We start from the raw sequence: 17055 nt of genomic DNA, 5'->3' as shown, positions 1-17055 counted from the left end.
CGCATTAAGAATCTGTTTGATCAGAATTACGTTTAGCCTGTCTCTCTCCAATTGGTATTGTTTCTGGTGCCTTTGGGCTTGTTGCCTCAGATTCTATCTCTATTGGCTGGGTCGCGCTTTTCTGATCAACCAGAGTTGGCTTTGCTGGATTGGATTTAGCCGACTCCGCTGTATGCGAACTGGAAGCAAGCTTTTCGGGTGAATCCTCGACTGGTGTTATCTCAGACTCCGTTTTCTGGATGCTATCAGGATAAAGTTCCTCAGCCGATTTAAATAGACCCAGAAGCTCGGATTGCTGCATACGCTTGAGCATATCCAATGGAATGGGATCTGATTTTGTGTAATCGTCAATATAAATATCGAGGCCATCCATCACATTAAAGTGTGGATCACTGAACATCTTCTTAAGAGCAGCCTGCTGCACTAGAGGATCGACATCGGGGCGCATAAACGCTGAGAAATCAGGTGATTTCACATCGATTTTTTCAACATCATCCAAAGTTGGTGGCGGGGGTTTTGTTTGATCCTGATCAGAGGATAACTTGGTAAGCTCGCGATCTTCATTCTTTGGTACAGGCGTTGGCGTAGTTACTTTTGCAATAGGTGAAGCCGACGGTGTTGGAGTTGTCTCTTCAGTTAGCCCTGCTTTTTTTCGAGACCAGCGGGATAAAAAATTATTTTCAGTCATTAGGGCTCCGCTGGGCGATTGGCACCTTTAAACGAGGCTGGTTTCGCACGCTTCTTGGGTTCTGGTTTGTAATTGGCAGCAACGTATTGGGCTAGGAAGGCCTTCATCTCTTCCTGAAGGGGACTTGTGTCGACTTGCTCACCGCCATCAATCAATCGGGCCGCCTCGTTGTAACTCAACATTAATCGATGGGGTATCGCAAGCCCCGCCCCATCTTCATTATTTACCATCGGCATTGAATTTGGCTCTAGATAAGTCTCAAAATCGGTTTCAAGACGCCACATCACAAACCAGCATGGATTGGGTGAAGTGGAATTTAAATAATAGCCCTCGGCCTCATCCCGAAAAAATTGGAAGTCAAAGCCTGCAAACAACCAAGACTCGCCATCGTCATCTTGCTCTAAAAATCGCCCGACTACCTTGGGGTTAAGTTCTGTCCCCGCTTGTTCCAAAGCGCTACCAAACTGACCGATATCTGGAACAACTTCTATCAAGCGCCAACGATAATTTTGCCAGGGATTATCAATCTTTTCCTTTCGCAGAACGATGGCAAAGCGCATGATGCGATCCCTTTAGGTCTTTTGCACCACAATACTGGGGAACTTGCTAGTCATGTCTTTGCTCAGGTTCGCAATTCGAATGGCAACTTGACGCGCAATGCCTTTATAAATAGCACTAATTGCACCATCAGGATCAGCCACAACGGTTGGTCTTCCCGAGTCCGCCTGTTCGCGAATTGAAAGATTGAGCGGTAAAGCCCCCAAGAAATCCACTCCGTAATCTTGGCACATTTTTTTGCCGCCGCCCTCACCAAAGATATGCTCCTCATGATTGCATTTGGGGCATACGTATGTACTCATATTCTCAATAATGCCGATGATGGGGATCCCCACTTTTTCAAACATCTTGAGGCCCTTACGTGCGTCAAGTAGTGCGATATCTTGAGGCGTAGTAACGATTACTGATCCTGTGACCGGAACCTTTTGTGAAAGCGTTAACTGAATATCGCCAGTACCTGGTGGCATATCCACAATGAGATAGTCCAGGTCACGCCAACGTGTTTGACGTAGAAGTTGCTCTAAGGCCGAGGTGACCATGGGCCCCCTCCAAACCATCGGGTTGTCCTGTTCAATCAGAAAACCAATCGAACTGGCCTGCAAACCATGCCCCTCCATCGGCTCAATCGTATTCTCAGCCAATGACTCTGGACGTCCAGTAATGCCCAACATCATCGGTTGACTGGGGCCATAAATATCAGCATCCAAGATTCCGACCTGAGCGCCCTCAGCAGCGAATGCCAGAGCTAGATTAACTGCGGTCGTTGATTTTCCGACGCCACCCTTACCGCTAGCGACCGCAATAATGTTCTTCACTCCAGGAAGTAACTTCACACCGCGTTGTACTGCGTGTGCAACGATATCGGTGGTGATGGCCACGCTGACATTCTTTACACCGGGAAGCTCTCGAATGGTACTGACCACCAATTGACGAATCAGGTCAATTTGACTTTTGGCTGGGTACCCCAAAACGATATCTAGGGAAACATCTCCCTCATTGACTTTGAGATTACGTACTGATTTTGAACTCACAAAATCAATTTGAGTATTCGGATCTTTTACCCCTTTTAGGGCCTGTTGAACCTGTTCCGTACTAACCGACAATTTTGTCTCCTTAAAGCGTTTTAATGCAAGAAATATGTTCTTTAAAGCTGATCATAACGGGAACTAAAAGAAATTTCCCAAGCTGGAAATTAATTAGGTTTGTATTTCTTGTATTTCAGCTCAATATCACCGTAATAGGCCTTCGTATCGGACTTCGTATTATCCGTATCCGTCAAAAGCGCAATACCAATCACATTGCCTGGAGCATAGCCATAGGCGGCTTGGTAATCCGCAGTCAAGTCTCTGCTGTGCTTGCGCCACTGCCCTAAGTTTTCTTTTCCCACATCCACCGCAATCATTTTGATCCGATTGGTATACGAATTGGGCTTGATTTGATTGAGCTGTCCGTTGGGTGACCAGATATACATCAGCGTTGCGTAGGGCATCTCTTGACCACTCATGATTTGTGCAAGCTCGCCTACCATTTTATCTTTCATGCTCAATTTAGATTGATCGCCATCAAACGCCACTAATATCCGCAAAGGTGCATCATCAGCATATCGATCTAGATTATTTGCCTTATCAAGAGTCCCGGTCGCTTTCCATTGCCACTCAAGCCATAAATGTTGCGATGGGCGTGGTTTGAGTTTTACAGCCAATCCCGATGACGATTTTTTTGCATTGGCACTGAGCACCGTTCGGCCCTGATAATTTTCGAGACGATAGACCGTATTCTTTTTATAGGGTGCCACTCGATAAAAACTCCAACCTCGCAAAGGTTCATTTACTGACTGCTCTGAAAATTTCGCAATCTCCTCACGAGGAACTAAGGGATCTAATTTTTCTGCGCCAGACTGATTAGAATCGGAGCCCGTTGCTGCGCATCCCAGCATCAAGATGCTCAGAAGAAAATAAAGAATGCGATTAAGAAATGATTTAGCCATGATGCAATGCATTATCGTAGAGCTTTTATGACCATGCAGAATGAATAAAAATCTCTGGTTTTTAACCCTAGCTCAAGGGCTTTATCTCACCAATAACGTTACCTTTATTGCCATCAATGGCTTAGTGGGTTTTGCGCTGGCGCCAGAACCTTGGCTGGCGACCCTACCGGTTATGGCCTATGTTGTGGGAAGTGCATTGGCCACCACCCTCGTGGCCAAAGTTCAACGACGCTTGGGTCGTAAACGCTCATTTCAGATTGCTTTATTAGTCGCCTTCTTTTCATCACTCGTGTGTGCCTTTGCAACGCTTGAGAAACAATTTTGGCTTCTGAACCTTGGCACAGTGATTGCTGGGTTTTATAACGCCAATGCCCAACTCTATCGGTTTGCGGCCGCTGAGCTTGCCGATAAAACAGCCAAAGAGAAAGCCATCTCATGGGTGCTTGCTGGTGGAATCTTGGGAGCTGTTCTAGGACCCAATATGGCAAGCTGGACGCGGGATTGGTTCATGCAACCATTTGCGGGGGCTTACATCACTTTAGCCGGTGTTGCCCTAATTGCGATTGGGGTCGTTAGTCAAATTCATTTTCCTGAAAAGCGCGTTGATCCAGAACAAGAGCCTGGTCGGCCTCTTTCTGAAATCATGCGCCAGCCCTTATTTATTGTTTGCACTCTAACTGCAGCACTTGCCTACGGTGTGATGAACTTACTCATGGCAGCCACACCATTAGCCATGGAAGCCTGTCAATTTAGCTTTGATAAAACGGTATGGGTTCTCGAGTGGCACGTGATTGGCATGTTTGCTCCGGGATTTTTTACCGGCACCCTCATTAAGCGGATCGGTGTGATATGGGTGTTACGTATGGGGGTAGCGCTCAATATTGCCTGCGTCATGATTGCACTCTCTGGAATTACCTTTTTTCATTTTTTGACTGCGCTATTTTTACTCGGAGTGGGTTGGAACTTTCTATTTACTAGCAGTACGACATTAGCCCTTGAGGCTTATCGCCCATCGGAACGCGATAAGGCCCAAGGCGCAATTAATTTCTTTGTATTCCTTGCAACTGCTTTGTCAGCGCTAAGCTCTGGGGTTCTAATTACGACGCAAGGCTGGACTCTTCTGAACTTAGGATCGATTGTTCCGCTCACGATCATTGCCCTTGCCCTGATTTGGCTTGGAATTCAGCGCAAACCGACACGAGTACAGCCCCTTTAAAATACGATCATGAACTCTCCAACAACATCACTACCGGCAGTTGGTTTTATTGGTACTGGCATCATGGGTAAGAGCATGGCTTTACATCTGTTGAAAGCCGGCTATCCATTGCATCTTTTTAACCGCTCTCCCGAGAAAGCAAAAGCATTAGTTGAGCAAGGTGCGATTTGGCATTCTTCGCCAAAAGAGTTGGCTGCTCACTGTGATGTGATCATCACGATCATTGGCTACCCAAAGGATGTTGAGGAGGTTTATTTGGGGGTCGATGGTATTTTAGCTGGCGCAAAGCCAAACTGCATTGCCATTGATATGACCACCTCAAGTCCGGCATTAGCTGTGCGTATAGCTCAACTTGCTCGTGAACACCAAGTCTTTGTTCTTGATGCGCCGGTATCTGGTGGCGATATCGGTGCCCGAGATGCACGTTTGTCGATCATGGTCGGTGGCGAGCCAAGCGCATATGAATGTGTTTTACCCATCTTCCAATGCATGGGTAATAACATTGCCCTCCTGGGGCCCGCAGGATCTGGTCAACATGCCAAACTCTGCAATCAAATTGTGATTGCCTCTACCATCATGGGGGTTTGTGAAGGTATTCGCTACGCCCAAGCAGCAGGACTTGATGCCTTAGCCGTTCTCAAAGTTATTGGGAGCGGTGCTGCAGGTGGAACTCAGCTCAATGTGCAAGGACCGCGCATGATCAAGGGCGACTTCGCCCCAGGGTTCATGGCTGAGCACTTTGTTAAAGACATTGGCCTAGCAATTGAGTCTGCCGAGCAAATGGGGCTTCATTTACCTGGCTTAGAGCAAGCGAAGCAACTCTACCAACTCATGCTCGATGATGGGATGGCGCGCGATGGCTATCACGCACTGTACCAACTGTATCTCGCCAATAAAGTCTGACGTTCTATGTCATCACTAATTGCCAAGCAAACACCGCATGCTTGGGCATTTATTCTGATTGCGCTCGGCACAATTATCCATCTAGTATTAGGTTTTACTACCGAGCTGTCGGTTGATGAGGCGCATTACGCCTTGTACGCAGATCGTCTCGCCTGGAGTTATTTTGATCACCCACCGCTAGTGGGATGGATTCAGTGGCCACTCGTAGCCATCAACGCACCCGATGGTATTTTGCGACTAATCCCGATTGTGCTGTGGATCGTATCGTGCACGATGGTCTATCAAATTGCCGAGCAAGTATGGAATTTTTACCATTCGCAAACGCAGCCTCAGTCATCCTCACGCGCGGGATTATTTGCTGTGGCCATCATTGTTTTCGCACCCTTACCGCATGTGCTTGCTGTCGGATTGGTCCCTGACTCGCTATTAACACCTCTTGCCCTCGGTATTTTATGGATGGCTTTGCGATGGATTATGCAAGATGGTCACTATCGATTTTCCCAATGGATTCTGTTGGGAGTGTTGTTTGGATTGGCTGGACTGAGTAAATACACTGCTGTTTTATACGCACTGGCATTTAGCATCGCTTGCTTGAGTGTCCCACGGTGGAGCACCCTTAAGAATCCAGGCTTTTACATTGCTATTCTGATTGCACTAGTTGTGATCAGCCCAGTCATTTTATGGAATGCTACCCATGACTGGATCTCATTTCGTTATCAAATTGACCATGGTGCCGGCGGTACCTGGCAATGGCGCCGAGTTGCCGCCTTTATCGGAATTCAAATTGGTGTATTTGGATTTCTACCCCTCCTCGGCTCATGGAGCGTACTGCGCTGGTCATCGACCCAGTCTTCGGTGAAATTGGCAATGTTATTCGTCTTCTTCGCACTTCCCTTTGCAGTATTTGCTGTTTTATCCGGAGGTGGTGGTTTACCGCATTGGACAATGCCGGCTTGGTTTTGCTTGGCCCCTCTAGCAGGTATTGGTCTTGCGCTTTGGTGGGAGCAAGGCAAGCGTTGGCTGATCAGTTTATTTTTAGCAATCCAAGGGACTCTGGTTGCAGTAGGACTAACACTCGTAATGACTGCTGGCTATCCGATTGCGAATCAGATGAAATCGAATCCCCTCGCTGATTTATATGGCTGGCGCTCCGCATCAACCCTTGCCAATCTCTTGGTTAAAGAACTAAAAGCGAGCGGCATCGCAGTCCAAAATTGGAGCTTAGCAAGCCGAGTGGCTTGGTACGCCAGACCGACTTCGGTTTTTGTATTGGATGATCAATTTGATCAATTTGATTTGTGGTTTGGATCCTTGCCTGAGGGATCAAATGTGATTTTGCTCAATTGGTCACAAATGTCTTTTAAACCTCCAGTGGGCGAAGGTCAATTTCGGACCTGCCGCCCCCTAGATCGACTTAGTATTGGTCATATGGGTGAGGCACTTAGCCAGTTTGAGCTCAGTTATTGTCAGGGTTGGGGCGGAAAGGCGAATCCGCAACGCGAGGCGTTATCCTTACGCCCATGAGTGCCTCATGGAAAACAGTCCTTAAAAAGAGTTGGCCCACCATTCGGATCATTCTGTCGATTGCTCTTTTATGGAAAGCAACGAGTGGTATTGATTGGAAAACCCTATTTGAATCCGAGCTGCAGCTAGAAGCCCAATGGCTGATCGCTGGAGCGCTTTGCATCACTGCTGCTTTCGTATGCGGCGGCCTGCGTTGGGGTTTGTTTATGCGACGCGCAGGCTTTCAAGGCAGCCTGCCGGGATATATCGGGCTGTATTTCTCGGGAGGCTTAATTAATCAAGGTTTACCCAGTACTTTAGGGGGCGACAGTTATCGAGCCATTGCCGGTACGCATTTAACCCGTAGTGGACAAATCGGTCAACAACATGAACTGACAAAAGAGCTGTCTCACGCTGAAGAATTAGCAAAACAGAGTCCCAAATTACGACTGGGATTTGCGATGACCCTCTTAGATCGCGTTGTCGGTCTCATGGGAAACAATATCTTAGGTGGCATTGGTTTGGTATTGGGTGGCGCCACTCTCGCTTCTTGGGGAACTGAGTTGGGGTATTGGGTTTTAACACTGATGCTTGGCGGCGGCGCTCTATTGGCTTTTGCATTAAGTTACCAGCCGCTGATGGCAATGATTCAGAGGCTCTTGGCGCGCTTTGCGCTTGATCATTCCTTGCCAGGGATTCGGTTTGCCTTTGCTTGGCCAACCAATATCGGTCAGGCTATTTTTGCGGTCGGTATTCATTGTTTTAATATTTTGGCGCTTGGCTTTTGCTTAAAGGCCTATGGCGCCGATGTACCCACCGAAGCCCTCATGATTGGATTGCCAGCATTGAGTTTATTGCTGATGTTGCCAATTAGTATCTCGGGTTGGGGTTTGCGTGAAGCGACATTAGCCTCGGTGCTTGCCTTATGGGGAGTTAGCCCATCCTTGACCGTTTTGGGTTCAATTAGTTATGGCGCCATCACCTTGATATGCGTCCTCCCGGGCGCTTATCAACTGCTCAAACGGAAGTAGGTCCTGCTCAGCATAAAATACAGTCTTCGACTGTTAGGAAAATAGAATGGCAATCAGCGTTAACGCAATGCGAACCATTGATCACTGGGCCGGTGTGCCACTTTGCGCACTTGCCAGTCCGATCGTAGCCTTATTTGATTTGATTGCAAAACCATTCAGAAAACCAGGTCCTCCCAAGCGACTACTATTTATTGAGCTTTCTGAAATGGGCAGTGCGATCTTAGTTGATCCTGCGATGCGTAAAGCACAAGCAAATGGTGCTGAGATTTATTTTTTAATCTTTAAAAGTAATGCAGCGAGCTTGGGTTTACTCAATACTGTAAACCCCAAGCATATTTTTACGATTGACTCATCAAGTCTTTGGAAGTTAGCACTTGATACCTTGGGATTTTTGATTAAAGCCCGCTTTTATCGTATCGATACTGTCATTGACCTAGAACTCTTCTCGCGCTTTACGGCTTTGTTAACTGGCTTATGTGGAGCAAGACAGCGAGTGGGGTACGATATTTTTCATGGTGAAGGTTTATGGCGTGGCACCATGCTGACACGTAAAGTGCATTACAACCCCCATATTCACATTGCGAAGAATTTCATTTCCTTGGTATATGCTGCTTTTGCTGAGCAACAAGAATTGCCATTTAGCAAAATTACAATTTCTGATGATGAGATCCGTCTTGCCCAAGCGGTCATTGATCCTAGCGTTAAACAAAACTTGCAGATCCGGATTGAGAATTTGGCTCAACAAGCCCTCATTCCATTCAAAGTGGGTCAGCAGCGCATCATTTTGATTAATCCAAACGCAAGTGATTTATTACCCCAGCGACGTTGGGCGCCTGAACGGTTCTCAGAGTTAATTGTGACGGTTCATCAGCACTATCCCGACGATTTAATCTTGATCACAGGTTCGCCCGCGGAACATACCTATGTGGAGGGTGTGCGTCTGGCGGCCAATGTAAAGCGAGCGCTCAATTTTGCGGGCCATGTTCGCTTCTCTGAGCTTCCCGCTCTGTATACACTTGCACATGCCATGGTTACCAATGACTCGGGTCCTGGACACTTCTCATCCGTTACCGCTTTACATACCGTTGTACTCTTTGGGCCAGAGACCCCAGCCCTCTATGGCTCACTTGGTAAATCGATTCCGATTACTGCTAATCTCGCCTGTTCACCGTGCGTCAGTGCTGCTAACCATCGCAAGACACCGTGCCAAGATAATGTTTGTATGAAATCCATCTCGGTGACTGAGGTAATGAAGCAATTGGCTGTGCAGATTGCTGCGGCCGATCACGTGCGCGCGTCATAAGGATGCCCATGTCACTGGGTCGCGCCTGGGCAGTTCCGCTTCTGCCCCTTCTCCTGTGGCTTGTATTGGTAGTGAGTGGACAAGAAGTTCAGCTCTTTCTGTGGATGAATCAGGCTGCGCAAATCCTACCGAACTGGGTGTGGGCATGGTTTACGTTCTTAGGTAATGGCTGGGGAGTATTTGCCCTATGCTTTCCACTACTCTTAATTGCCCCGCGACAACTCTGCGCGGCTCTCCTTGCAGGTAGCTTTGCTGCCATTATCAGCCTTATCCTAAAACCATTGATTAATTTACCCAGGCCCGCTGGTGTACTAGCCGAGAGTAGTTTTACGATTTTGGGTAACCCTCTGCTTCAACATGCGCTACCTTCTGGTCATACCCTCACGGTGTTCTCCGTAGCGAGTGCACTGTATTTTGCCACTACACCAGCGCGTCGTAATTTACTTCTAGTCTTGTTTGTCATAGCCGCTCTGACTGGTATCTCACGCAGCGCTGTAGGCGCCCATTGGCCTGGTGATATTTTGGTCGGGTCTGCCCTAGGCATTTGGTGTGGCCTGATTGCCAGTCGTTTAATGGCCCATATAAAGAATCAATACCTAACCCCAACAAGTCTCATTCCGCGGATCATTGCGGTTGCTGGAATCGTAGAGCTCTATATCTTACAAACCACGGTCTTGGATTTTCCGCATAACCAACTTTTGCAATACCTCGGTAGTGCACTCGTTCTAATCACACTGCTGGCGTTTGTGATGCGCCAAAATAAGCCGCAATCCAATGTTTAGTTATCGCCACGCATTTCATGCGGGTAACCACGCCGATGTTTTAAAACACTTAGTACTGATTCATAGCGTGCAATACCTGCAAGAGAAAGATGCGGCAGTGATGTTGGTTGATACTCATGCAGGTGCTGGTATCTATTCGCTACGCGATGGTTATGCGGCTATTAGCCAAGAGTGCCAAGGAGGGATCGACCGCCTATGGAAAAGTCCGGAGTTTGATCAACCTGACTTTAGAGGGTATCGGGAGGCAATTGATCATTTCAATTCCAAAGATGCATTGAATGTATATCCCGGCTCTCCATTTATCATGGCGCACCTCCTGCGCCCTCAGGATCGCCTACGATTATTTGAGCTCCACCCAAGCGATATTGGTGTTTTACAAACCAATATTGCGATCTTAGGTAATCGATCGCAAATTGATGTACGCCAACACGATGGTTTTTTGTCCCTAAAGTCCTTATTGCCCCCACCAAGCCGTCGGGGTTTGATCCTGATGGATCCATCGTATGAGCTCAAGTCGGATTACCGATCACTCGAAGCTAGCTTAAGTGAAGCTTTAGAGCGATTTGCAACTGGCGCCTATCTGATTTGGTATCCCGTCTTACAACGCCCAGAATCCAAGCAACTGATCAAGCGCTTGCGCGCTTTATCTGAGCAATTTCAACGACCGTGGCTAAGAATCGAACTGCGTATCGCACACTCAGTTGGTGAGAAACGACTTCAATCCAGCGGGGTATGGGTGATTAATCCAGTTTGGACCTTGGCGCCCTTTTTAAAAAGAACTTTGCCGATCTTACAAAGGGTCTTAGGTGAAGATACGGGAGCAACGTTTGACTTAGAAACTAGTAGTCCAACATAACTTCATTACGCCGCAGAAAAGGAATGCTCCAGGGCGGGTTATACCGCGCCAGTTGCGGCTCACCTAATGGAGTCAGATTTTTAGACTTCATCCACGCCTTCAGTTCCGCTGTTTTCTCTTGCGTCTTCTCTTGCGAGTTAAACCCAGTAAAACTAATCACCGCTTTATGGTGCGCCGGGATCTCTTTGAGCTTAACCTCAGGGCTGAGTGGTGTCGGTAAGGTAGCTAAGGTGTACTGACTCGGCATCACAAAGAACATGCGCCATTGATTAGGGCCCGCTTGATTTTCCATCGTCACCGGTGCGGTCATCGCAATCTTCTCACTGGCAGGTTCCATCGTTACCGGAACGGTCATCGCGATCTTTTGATTCGACTTTGCATCAGTGGATGCGTTTGCTTTTACTTGATTCTTACCGAAAATATATCCGGCAATTAAACGAAACCCCTTACTACCCGCTTCACTCATGTCGCCGTCCACAGTGACCTCGGCAATAATCATGGGGGCATATTGGCGTAACTCAAATGGAGCAGCGCTTTCAATCACGGTGTATTTTGGTTCTTCAAGCGCCATGAGTGGGGTAGATACCAAAAAAATTAGGCTGGAGATAATTGCTTGTCGTGCACGTTTTACCATTTTCCTTCCAATACAAATCCTTTTAAACTCGCTTGAAGATTGACTTGGGCACCGACGGGTAGCGTTAATTTATCAGCCACATGACCGAATGGTAACCCAGTAAGTATCGGGATTTTCTTCGTCAAGCGCTCTCGGACATACTTGAGCGCACTATCCAATTGGTAACCACGATCGACTTCGTATAAACGGTATTGATTAAAGTGCCCAAAAATAATAGCTTGCTGACTCGTAAGCACTCCAGCCTCATGAAGCTGCAAGAGCATTCGTTCAATGCGATAGGGATGCTCATTCACGTCTTCAAGAAATAAGATCCCACCCTGAATGTGCTTTGCATTCGGAAAATAAGCGGTTCCCAACAGAGTAGTGAGAATACTGAGATTACCGCCCCAAAGCATCCCCTGAATATTTTGGGAGAGATCGACTTCACCAGCATAGTGCTGAATATCGGGTACTGCTACGCTCATGCGGCGCGACTGAATCGCAGTTTGGAAGTGGCGCCAGGTAAAGGCGCTCGGGGTCTGTGGCTCACCATACTCATTTAGTGGACCAAAATCATAATTGAGCATCGGCCCAGCTAAACTCATTGCCCCAGTTTTAGCAAGTAATCCCAAATGGAATCCAGTGAAATCGCTATGACCACAAATCTGCAAACCTTGCTTTACTGATATTGCAATGTCTTTCCAGTTAATCGCATCAAGAAGACGATGTAGGCCATAGCCACCCCGAACCGCCATGACCATGTCATTCGGATCAATCGTGGGAATTAAATTGATCTCGGCTAAACGCTCTTGGTCCGTACCCGCAAAACGCTCAAATACTCGCTCAGTACATGCCGCGTTATGCACCACTACACCCTGCTCCTTAAGCCAGCGCAAGCCAGCTTCTGGGCTGCGCATATCGGGACTTGCGCCAGACGGGGCAATTAAATGAATCTTCATGAACGTCGTTGTTTAAAAAACTCTTTTAGTAAGTTGCCACATTCATCCGCTAAAACGCCACCCTCAATTTCAGTTTGATGATTAATCGCTTTCAGGTCAAAGAGGTTAGCGACGCTACCGGCCATTCCTGTTTTGGGATCAGTTGCACCAAACACCACACGCTTGACTCTAGCATGAAGGATAGCCCCACAGCACATTGCACAAGGTTCCAATGTTACGTAAAGGGTTGATTGGGGAATTCGGTAGTTCTCGAGTGATTTAGCTGCCTCCCGAATCGCCATCATTTCTGCATGGGCACTGGGGTCGTGTAACCCAATTGGCTGGTTGTAACCTTGACCAATGACCTGATCGTCAAATACGAGAACCGCACCCACCGGAACCTCGTTACATGCTGCTGCCTTTTGAGCTTGCAAAATGGCAAGACGCATAAACGATTCGTCTTGTGGCGATACCATCAGTCCTTAAGCCACTCGAACAGGATAATCAGCCCAGCAATTGGGGGTTTCGTAGAGCCGCACACTAAAAAGTGAAAGTTTTCCTTGGGTCTGTGCAGCAAAAATCGGTGCCAAACGATCAAAGGCAAACTTGACTAAGTTCTCAACCGTTGGCACATCATCCAACACCACAGTTTTATGATCTGGCAAACTTTCTAAGAATTGAACCAGTAAAGTATCTTGCTTAGCAACCAAAAATGCATGATCCCAGGGCTCAACCAAATGGGTCAAAGCAATGCGTTTGACATCACCAAAGTCAATCACCATCCCATCATCGGCTTTCCCACGACTTTCATGGACGGGGCCTTGAACAGTTAACTCAATTGCATAACGATGACCGTGCAAGTGGCGGCATTGCCCGCCATGATTAGGAATGCGATGACCCGCATCAAATTCCAAGCGACGTGTAATCGTGAGTTGCTGCATTACCGAATTCCGATCATTTTGTGGGTTTGCACGCTTAAGCGCCATAGCGGATGCTTTTGGCACAGTTCAACCGCGAAGGCCATATTGTCGCTTAGATTGGGGCCATCCATCGCTTGAATGTAACGATGACGAAAATCCATTGCCTCAAAGCGATGCAAAACCGACTCAATGGGTTGGTGCCCAACTTGAGGAACCACCAACTTAATTTCATGGGCTTGCTTCACAATCAAATCAGCCCCAGCCTTAGGACTTAAGCAAACCCAATCTATTCCTTTGGGGACCGCAATTGTGCCATTCGTTTCAATCGCGATCTCAAATTGCTTGGCATGCAAGGCCTTGATTAAAGGCTCATCAAGCTGCAATAACGGCTCTCCACCGGTCATGACCACATAGCGATAACGATGGGTTCTCATCGAATCAATCCAGGCGTTTTCAATGGCCTGTGCAAGCTCCTCGGGACTCGCGAACTTACCGCCCCCAATGCCGTCGGTTCCGACAAAATCCGTGTCGCAAAACTGGCAAATGGCTGATGATCGATCTTCCTCGCGCCCAGACCACAGATTGCAACCCGCAAATCGGCAAAATACAGCAGCGCGCCCGGCCTGAGCACCCTCGCCCTGCAAGGTTGAAAAAATTTCTTTAACCGAGTACATGAATAGAGATTACTTCCACGCAATGAGTTCCCAGCGCAGATAGTCTTCTTTAATGGATCCGGACCAACCGCTCATACCCAACCAAAGGTACTCACCAAAACTTTCGCGCACAACCCAACGGCCAATTTGTGGGGCAAACCAAATTTGATCGCGTCGATTACTGGCCAATCTAAACCAATCATCGCTTTGGAAATTATCCGCCGTACTCACGTAGTAGAGAGCATCAAACTCACCAGCTTGTGTTTTAATCCGATTCCATGCATTTGCTTGAATGGTTAGGCCCCAATAGAAATCATTGTCTGGAACTCCCAGCACTTGATAGCGGGTCCGGTAAAAACCAGACCAACCGGGCTTGAGTTCTTGCGGCCAAAGGGGTACAACCTTAGTAAACCGTTGTGGCGGGGTCCAGTGAGGATCTTGCAAAATCATTCCCCAAGGCACTTGAATCTCATCAGGTAGCTTACCTAGTTTTTTACCCTCTCTGGTAATTTGCACTTTTGGGCCGACTGAGACCACGGTCTCGGTCAAAATATCAACCAACTCGCCATTGAAAACATTGCGAACTTCATAGATCCACTGCTGCCCCACTGCCGGCGCTCGAACAACTGGAGCAACCTGAGGTGGCGCAATCTCAGTCTTTGGGATGTGAGATACCGAACCCAGGCATGCGGTCAACAACAAACTAGCGATGGCAGTGGTTGCACTTCGCCAAGAAAGGTATTTAAATAACATGCGTGTTACTTCCAAGAACGCAATTGCCACGCGGTGCTGTTCTCGAGTAATACCCCACCAATTTGGCCCTGAATTTGATAGGAGCCAGAAGACTCGCGCGCAACCCAACGTCCAATTTCTGGGGCAAACCAAATGATCTCGTGACGAATGCAATCCACCTTATTGGCATCGTCACTCTGAAAATTTATTAGATTTTGATAGCGCAAACAGGTGAACTCGCCAGCTGGAACTTTAAGCTTTTCCCAGCCCGCACAATACATGTACTGCTGCCAACCAAACGAATTATCTGAATATCCCGCAATTGAATAACGAGTCGTGAATTGCTTACTCCAATTAGCCTGCATTTGCTCAGGCCAGAGAGGAATCGCAGGGCCATAGTTCAGAATACGACCCCAATGCGGATCCGTTGTAATCATCCCCCAGGACGATTGAATCTCACTGGCAAGATTTGCGCCGTCGCGATTGCTGCGAGAGATCGTAACTCCTGGCCCCACAATCTCAATACGCTCGGTTACCACATCAAGTAACCGACTTGAGAATGTATCGAACTGCGAGTAGATCCATTCCTGACCTAATTGGGGCGAGCGCACACTGGGTATTTTCTTAGGAGCGGCAACTGGGATGCCGCGATCAAAGGTTGCCGTTGCGCAACCCAGTGGAGCTAAAGCAGCTGAACTAATAACAAGGCGACGTAGGGGGTTCATAGAAACTCCTTAGAACAAAAATAGCTATTCCCACTCGATCGTGGATGGTGGTTTACCACTGATGTCAAAGACCACGCGATTGATACCGCGCACTTCATTAATTATGCGATTCGATACTTTGCCAAGCAGTTCGTGTGGCAGATGCGCCCAATGCGCAGTCATAAAGTCCTGGGTTTGCACTGCGCGTAGTGCAACAACATATTCATAGGTCCGACCATCCCCCATGACCCCAACCGATTTCACAGGCAGAAAGACTGCAAACGCCTGACTCGTCAGTGCGTACCAAGATTGCTTGGTATTTGGATCAATCGCATTGCGAAGTTCTTCGATAAAGATGGCATCCGCTCTGCGTAAAAGATCCGCAAACTCCGGTTTGACCTCTCCTAAAATCCGGACGCCCAGTCCTGGTCCTGGGAAAGGATGGCGATCCACCATCTCCTTTGGTAAACCTAGTTCTACACCCAGGGCTCGCACTTCGTCTTTAAATAACTCGCGCAATGGCTCCAGAAGTTTGAGGTGCATGTCCTCTGGCAATCCCCCAACGTTGTGATGACTCTTAATCGTATGGGCACTATTTTTACCCTTACCTGCCGACTCAATCACATCGGGATAAATCGTACCTTGGGCAAGCCACTTCGCATTTTTGATCTTGCCAGACTCGCGCTGAAATACCTCAACAAATTCTTTGCCGATAATTTTGCGCTTTTGCTCTGGATCGGTCACACCCTTTAACTGAGATAGGAACTCATGCGCGGCGTCCACATGAATCACTTTGACTCCCAAGTTTCGGGCAAACATATCCATGACCATCTTGCCTTCATTAAGCCTAAGCAAGCCATGATCAACAAATACACACGTCAGCTGAGGTCCAATGGCTCGATGAATCAGTGCTGCAGCCACACTCGAGTCCACGCCACCCGAAAGTCCCAAAATTACTTCGTCATTGCCAACTTGCGCTTTAATCTTCGATACCGCTTCAGCAATGTAATCCCCCATCACCCAATCAGCCTGGCATTGGCAAATCTCATGTACGAAACGATTTAGGATCTCTTTACCCTTTAAGGTGTGGGTTACCTCAGGATGGAATTGCAAGCCATAAAAATGCTTCTCTTCATTAGCCATTCCTGCAATCGGGCATGAGGACGTTGAGGCCATTAATTTAAATCCGGATGGCAACTCGGTCACCGAGTCACCGTGACTCATCCACACTTTTAGAATTCCATGCCCTTCGGCTGTGCGGTGGTCTTCAATATTGTTCAGTAAATCCGTATGGCCGCGGGCTCGTACCTCGGCATATCCAAACTCACGCGCTTTGCCCAATGACTCTGCCGAGGCAACCTGACCACCTAATTGGGCGGCCATCGTTTGCATGCCATAACAAATACCAAGGACTGGAACATTCAGCTGAAAAACGATCTCTGGAGCTCTGGGGCTGTTAGGCTCCGTCACTGAGCTTGGTCCACCCGAGAGAATGATCCCTTTACAGCGACGTTCTTTTACAAATGTTTTGATTCGTTCAGGATCCGAGTCATAAGGCCAGATTTCAGAATAGACCTTTGACTCTCGCACACGGCGGGCAATTAATTGCGTAACTTGCGAACCAAAATCAAGAATCAGAATCGTATCGTGCACAGTTTTGCCCAAGCG

Annotated in this window: 19 protein-coding genes; 7 read left to right on the top strand and 12 right to left on the bottom strand. The window is 47.8% G+C overall.

Translation table 11 applies throughout. The annotated features are described in order from the left end of the window. Positions 1-4 precede the first annotated feature (4 nt). From ICV32_RS03305 to ICV32_RS03290, 4 genes are all read right to left on the bottom strand, one after another. A complete protein-coding gene (locus ICV32_RS03305) occupies positions 5-688 on the bottom strand; it encodes a DUF3306 domain-containing protein (protein ID WP_215371893.1) in 684 nt (227 codons plus the stop codon). Then, positions 688-1248, bottom strand: a complete 561-nt coding sequence (locus ICV32_RS03300) for a DUF3305 domain-containing protein (RefSeq protein WP_215371891.1) — start codon at positions 1246-1248, stop codon at positions 688-690. The genes ICV32_RS03305 and ICV32_RS03300 overlap by 1 nt, the downstream gene beginning before the upstream one ends. A 12-nt stretch (positions 1249-1260) precedes the next feature. Further along, the gene (gene apbC, locus ICV32_RS03295) at positions 1261-2349 is read right to left on the bottom strand and encodes an iron-sulfur cluster carrier protein ApbC (RefSeq protein ID WP_215371890.1); all 1089 of its coding nucleotides are present in this window, start codon (positions 2347-2349) and stop codon (positions 1261-1263) included. An 89-nt stretch (positions 2350-2438) separates the two neighbouring features. Then, positions 2439-3233: a DUF3047 domain-containing protein gene (locus tag ICV32_RS03290; protein ID WP_215371888.1), complete on the bottom strand. Its 795-nt coding sequence runs from the start codon at positions 3231-3233 to the stop codon at positions 2439-2441. 40 nt (positions 3234-3273) lie between these two features. Here ICV32_RS03290 and ICV32_RS03285 point away from each other — a divergent pair, with 40 nt between their 5' ends. Genes ICV32_RS03285 through ICV32_RS03255 form a run of 7 tightly spaced genes read left to right on the top strand, consistent with a single transcriptional unit; the run spans position 3274 to position 10827 of the window. Beyond that, positions 3274-4449, top strand: coding sequence for an MFS transporter (locus ICV32_RS03285; RefSeq protein ID WP_215371887.1), 1176 nt, complete (start codon positions 3274-3276; stop codon positions 4447-4449). 9 nt (positions 4450-4458) lie between these two features. Continuing rightward, positions 4459-5352 carry an NAD(P)-dependent oxidoreductase gene (locus ICV32_RS03280; RefSeq protein WP_215371885.1) on the top strand — a complete coding sequence of 298 codons (894 nt, stop codon included), beginning with the start codon at positions 4459-4461 and terminating at the stop codon, positions 5350-5352. Between the two features lie 6 nt (positions 5353-5358). Beyond that, on the top strand, positions 5359-6876 hold the full coding sequence (locus ICV32_RS03275) for a glycosyltransferase family 39 protein (RefSeq protein ID WP_251371917.1): 1518 nt from the start codon (positions 5359-5361) through the stop codon (positions 6874-6876). After that, on the top strand, positions 6873-7886 hold the full coding sequence (locus ICV32_RS03270; RefSeq protein WP_215371884.1) for a lysylphosphatidylglycerol synthase transmembrane domain-containing protein: 1014 nt from the start codon (positions 6873-6875) through the stop codon (positions 7884-7886). Before ICV32_RS03275 ends, ICV32_RS03270 begins: the two co-directional genes overlap by 4 nt. Positions 7887-7932: 46 nt before the next feature. Further along, positions 7933-9189 carry a glycosyltransferase family 9 protein gene (locus ICV32_RS03265; protein WP_215371882.1) on the top strand — a complete coding sequence of 419 codons (1257 nt, stop codon included), beginning with the start codon at positions 7933-7935 and terminating at the stop codon, positions 9187-9189. Positions 9190-9197: 8 nt separating this feature from the next. After that, positions 9198-9971: a phosphatase PAP2 family protein gene (locus ICV32_RS03260; protein WP_215371880.1), complete on the top strand. Its 774-nt coding sequence runs from the start codon at positions 9198-9200 to the stop codon at positions 9969-9971. Continuing rightward, positions 9964-10827: a 23S rRNA (adenine(2030)-N(6))-methyltransferase RlmJ gene (locus ICV32_RS03255; RefSeq protein ID WP_215371878.1), complete on the top strand. Its 864-nt coding sequence runs from the start codon at positions 9964-9966 to the stop codon at positions 10825-10827. The genes ICV32_RS03260 and ICV32_RS03255 overlap by 8 nt, the downstream gene beginning before the upstream one ends. On the opposite strand, the gene ICV32_RS03250 is transcribed toward ICV32_RS03255, so the two are convergent. Genes ICV32_RS03250 through guaA form a run of 8 tightly spaced genes read right to left on the bottom strand, consistent with a single transcriptional unit; the run spans position 10811 to position 17040 of the window. Next, the gene (locus ICV32_RS03250; RefSeq protein ID WP_251371916.1) at positions 10811-11461 is read right to left on the bottom strand and encodes a heme-binding protein; all 651 of its coding nucleotides are present in this window, start codon (positions 11459-11461) and stop codon (positions 10811-10813) included. The genes ICV32_RS03255 and ICV32_RS03250 overlap by 17 nt on opposite strands. Further along, complete coding sequence (locus ICV32_RS03245; protein ID WP_215371876.1) at positions 11455-12399, bottom strand: LD-carboxypeptidase; 945 nt, start codon at positions 12397-12399, stop codon at positions 11455-11457. Before ICV32_RS03245 ends, ICV32_RS03250 begins: the two co-directional genes overlap by 7 nt. Further along, positions 12396-12854, bottom strand: a complete 459-nt coding sequence (tadA, locus tag ICV32_RS03240; protein ID WP_215371875.1) for a tRNA adenosine(34) deaminase TadA — start codon at positions 12852-12854, stop codon at positions 12396-12398. The genes ICV32_RS03245 and tadA overlap by 4 nt, the downstream gene beginning before the upstream one ends. Before the next feature lie 6 nt (positions 12855-12860). Continuing rightward, positions 12861-13319: a 6-carboxytetrahydropterin synthase gene (locus tag ICV32_RS03235; RefSeq protein ID WP_251371915.1), complete on the bottom strand. Its 459-nt coding sequence runs from the start codon at positions 13317-13319 to the stop codon at positions 12861-12863. Then, positions 13319-13972: a 7-carboxy-7-deazaguanine synthase gene (queE, locus tag ICV32_RS03230; protein WP_215371871.1), complete on the bottom strand. Its 654-nt coding sequence runs from the start codon at positions 13970-13972 to the stop codon at positions 13319-13321. Before queE ends, ICV32_RS03235 begins: the two co-directional genes overlap by 1 nt. Before the next feature lie 9 nt (positions 13973-13981). Further along, positions 13982-14704, bottom strand: coding sequence for a hypothetical protein (locus ICV32_RS03225; protein WP_215371870.1), 723 nt, complete (start codon positions 14702-14704; stop codon positions 13982-13984). Positions 14705-14709: 5 nt separating this feature from the next. Then, positions 14710-15408: a hypothetical protein gene (locus ICV32_RS03220; protein ID WP_215371868.1), complete on the bottom strand. Its 699-nt coding sequence runs from the start codon at positions 15406-15408 to the stop codon at positions 14710-14712. A 24-nt stretch (positions 15409-15432) separates the two neighbouring features. Beyond that, positions 15433-17040, bottom strand: a complete 1608-nt coding sequence (guaA, locus tag ICV32_RS03215; protein WP_215372521.1) for a glutamine-hydrolyzing GMP synthase — start codon at positions 17038-17040, stop codon at positions 15433-15435. Between the last annotated feature and the right edge of the window lie 15 nt (positions 17041-17055).

This window comes from Polynucleobacter sp. MWH-UH24A, from assembly GCF_018687475.1.
In the GTDB taxonomy this organism is placed as follows: domain Bacteria; phylum Pseudomonadota; class Gammaproteobacteria; order Burkholderiales; family Burkholderiaceae; genus Polynucleobacter.
The sequence above is the reverse complement of the archived record's forward strand: the minus strand, read 5'-3'. Positions and strand labels throughout refer to the sequence as shown.

Bases quoted from the DNA above. Each gene is read 5' to 3' on its own strand.
- ICV32_RS03260 (WP_215371880.1), top strand. From the start codon at position 9,198: ATGTCACTGGGTCGCGCCTGGGCAGTTCCGCTTCTGCCCCTTCTCCTG.
- ICV32_RS03270 (WP_215371884.1), top strand. From the start codon at position 6,873: ATGAGTGCCTCATGGAAAACAGTCCTTAAAAAGAGTTGGCCCACCATT.
- ICV32_RS03280 (WP_215371885.1), top strand. From the start codon at position 4,459: ATGAACTCTCCAACAACATCACTACCGGCAGTTGGTTTTATTGGTACT.
- ICV32_RS03290 (WP_215371888.1), bottom strand. From the start codon at position 3,233: ATGGCTAAATCATTTCTTAATCGCATTCTTTATTTTCTTCTGAGCATC.
- ICV32_RS03235 (WP_251371915.1), bottom strand. From the start codon at position 13,319: ATGCAGCAACTCACGATTACACGTCGCTTGGAATTTGATGCGGGTCAT.
- ICV32_RS03225 (WP_215371870.1), bottom strand. From the start codon at position 14,704: ATGTTATTTAAATACCTTTCTTGGCGAAGTGCAACCACTGCCATCGCT.
- ICV32_RS03255 (WP_215371878.1), top strand. From the start codon at position 9,964: ATGTTTAGTTATCGCCACGCATTTCATGCGGGTAACCACGCCGATGTT.
- ICV32_RS03285 (WP_215371887.1), top strand. From the start codon at position 3,274: ATGAATAAAAATCTCTGGTTTTTAACCCTAGCTCAAGGGCTTTATCTC.
- ICV32_RS03305 (WP_215371893.1), bottom strand. From the start codon at position 688: ATGACTGAAAATAATTTTTTATCCCGCTGGTCTCGAAAAAAAGCAGGG.
- ICV32_RS03250 (WP_251371916.1), bottom strand. From the start codon at position 11,461: ATGGTAAAACGTGCACGACAAGCAATTATCTCCAGCCTAATTTTTTTG.
- ICV32_RS03300 (WP_215371891.1), bottom strand. From the start codon at position 1,248: ATGCGCTTTGCCATCGTTCTGCGAAAGGAAAAGATTGATAATCCCTGG.
- tadA (WP_215371875.1), bottom strand. From the start codon at position 12,854: ATGGTATCGCCACAAGACGAATCGTTTATGCGTCTTGCCATTTTGCAA.
- ICV32_RS03265 (WP_215371882.1), top strand. From the start codon at position 7,933: ATGGCAATCAGCGTTAACGCAATGCGAACCATTGATCACTGGGCCGGT.
- ICV32_RS03220 (WP_215371868.1), bottom strand. From the start codon at position 15,408: ATGAACCCCCTACGTCGCCTTGTTATTAGTTCAGCTGCTTTAGCTCCA.
- queE (WP_215371871.1), bottom strand. From the start codon at position 13,972: ATGTACTCGGTTAAAGAAATTTTTTCAACCTTGCAGGGCGAGGGTGCT.
- ICV32_RS03275 (WP_251371917.1), top strand. From the start codon at position 5,359: ATGTCATCACTAATTGCCAAGCAAACACCGCATGCTTGGGCATTTATT.
- ICV32_RS03245 (WP_215371876.1), bottom strand. From the start codon at position 12,399: ATGAAGATTCATTTAATTGCCCCGTCTGGCGCAAGTCCCGATATGCGC.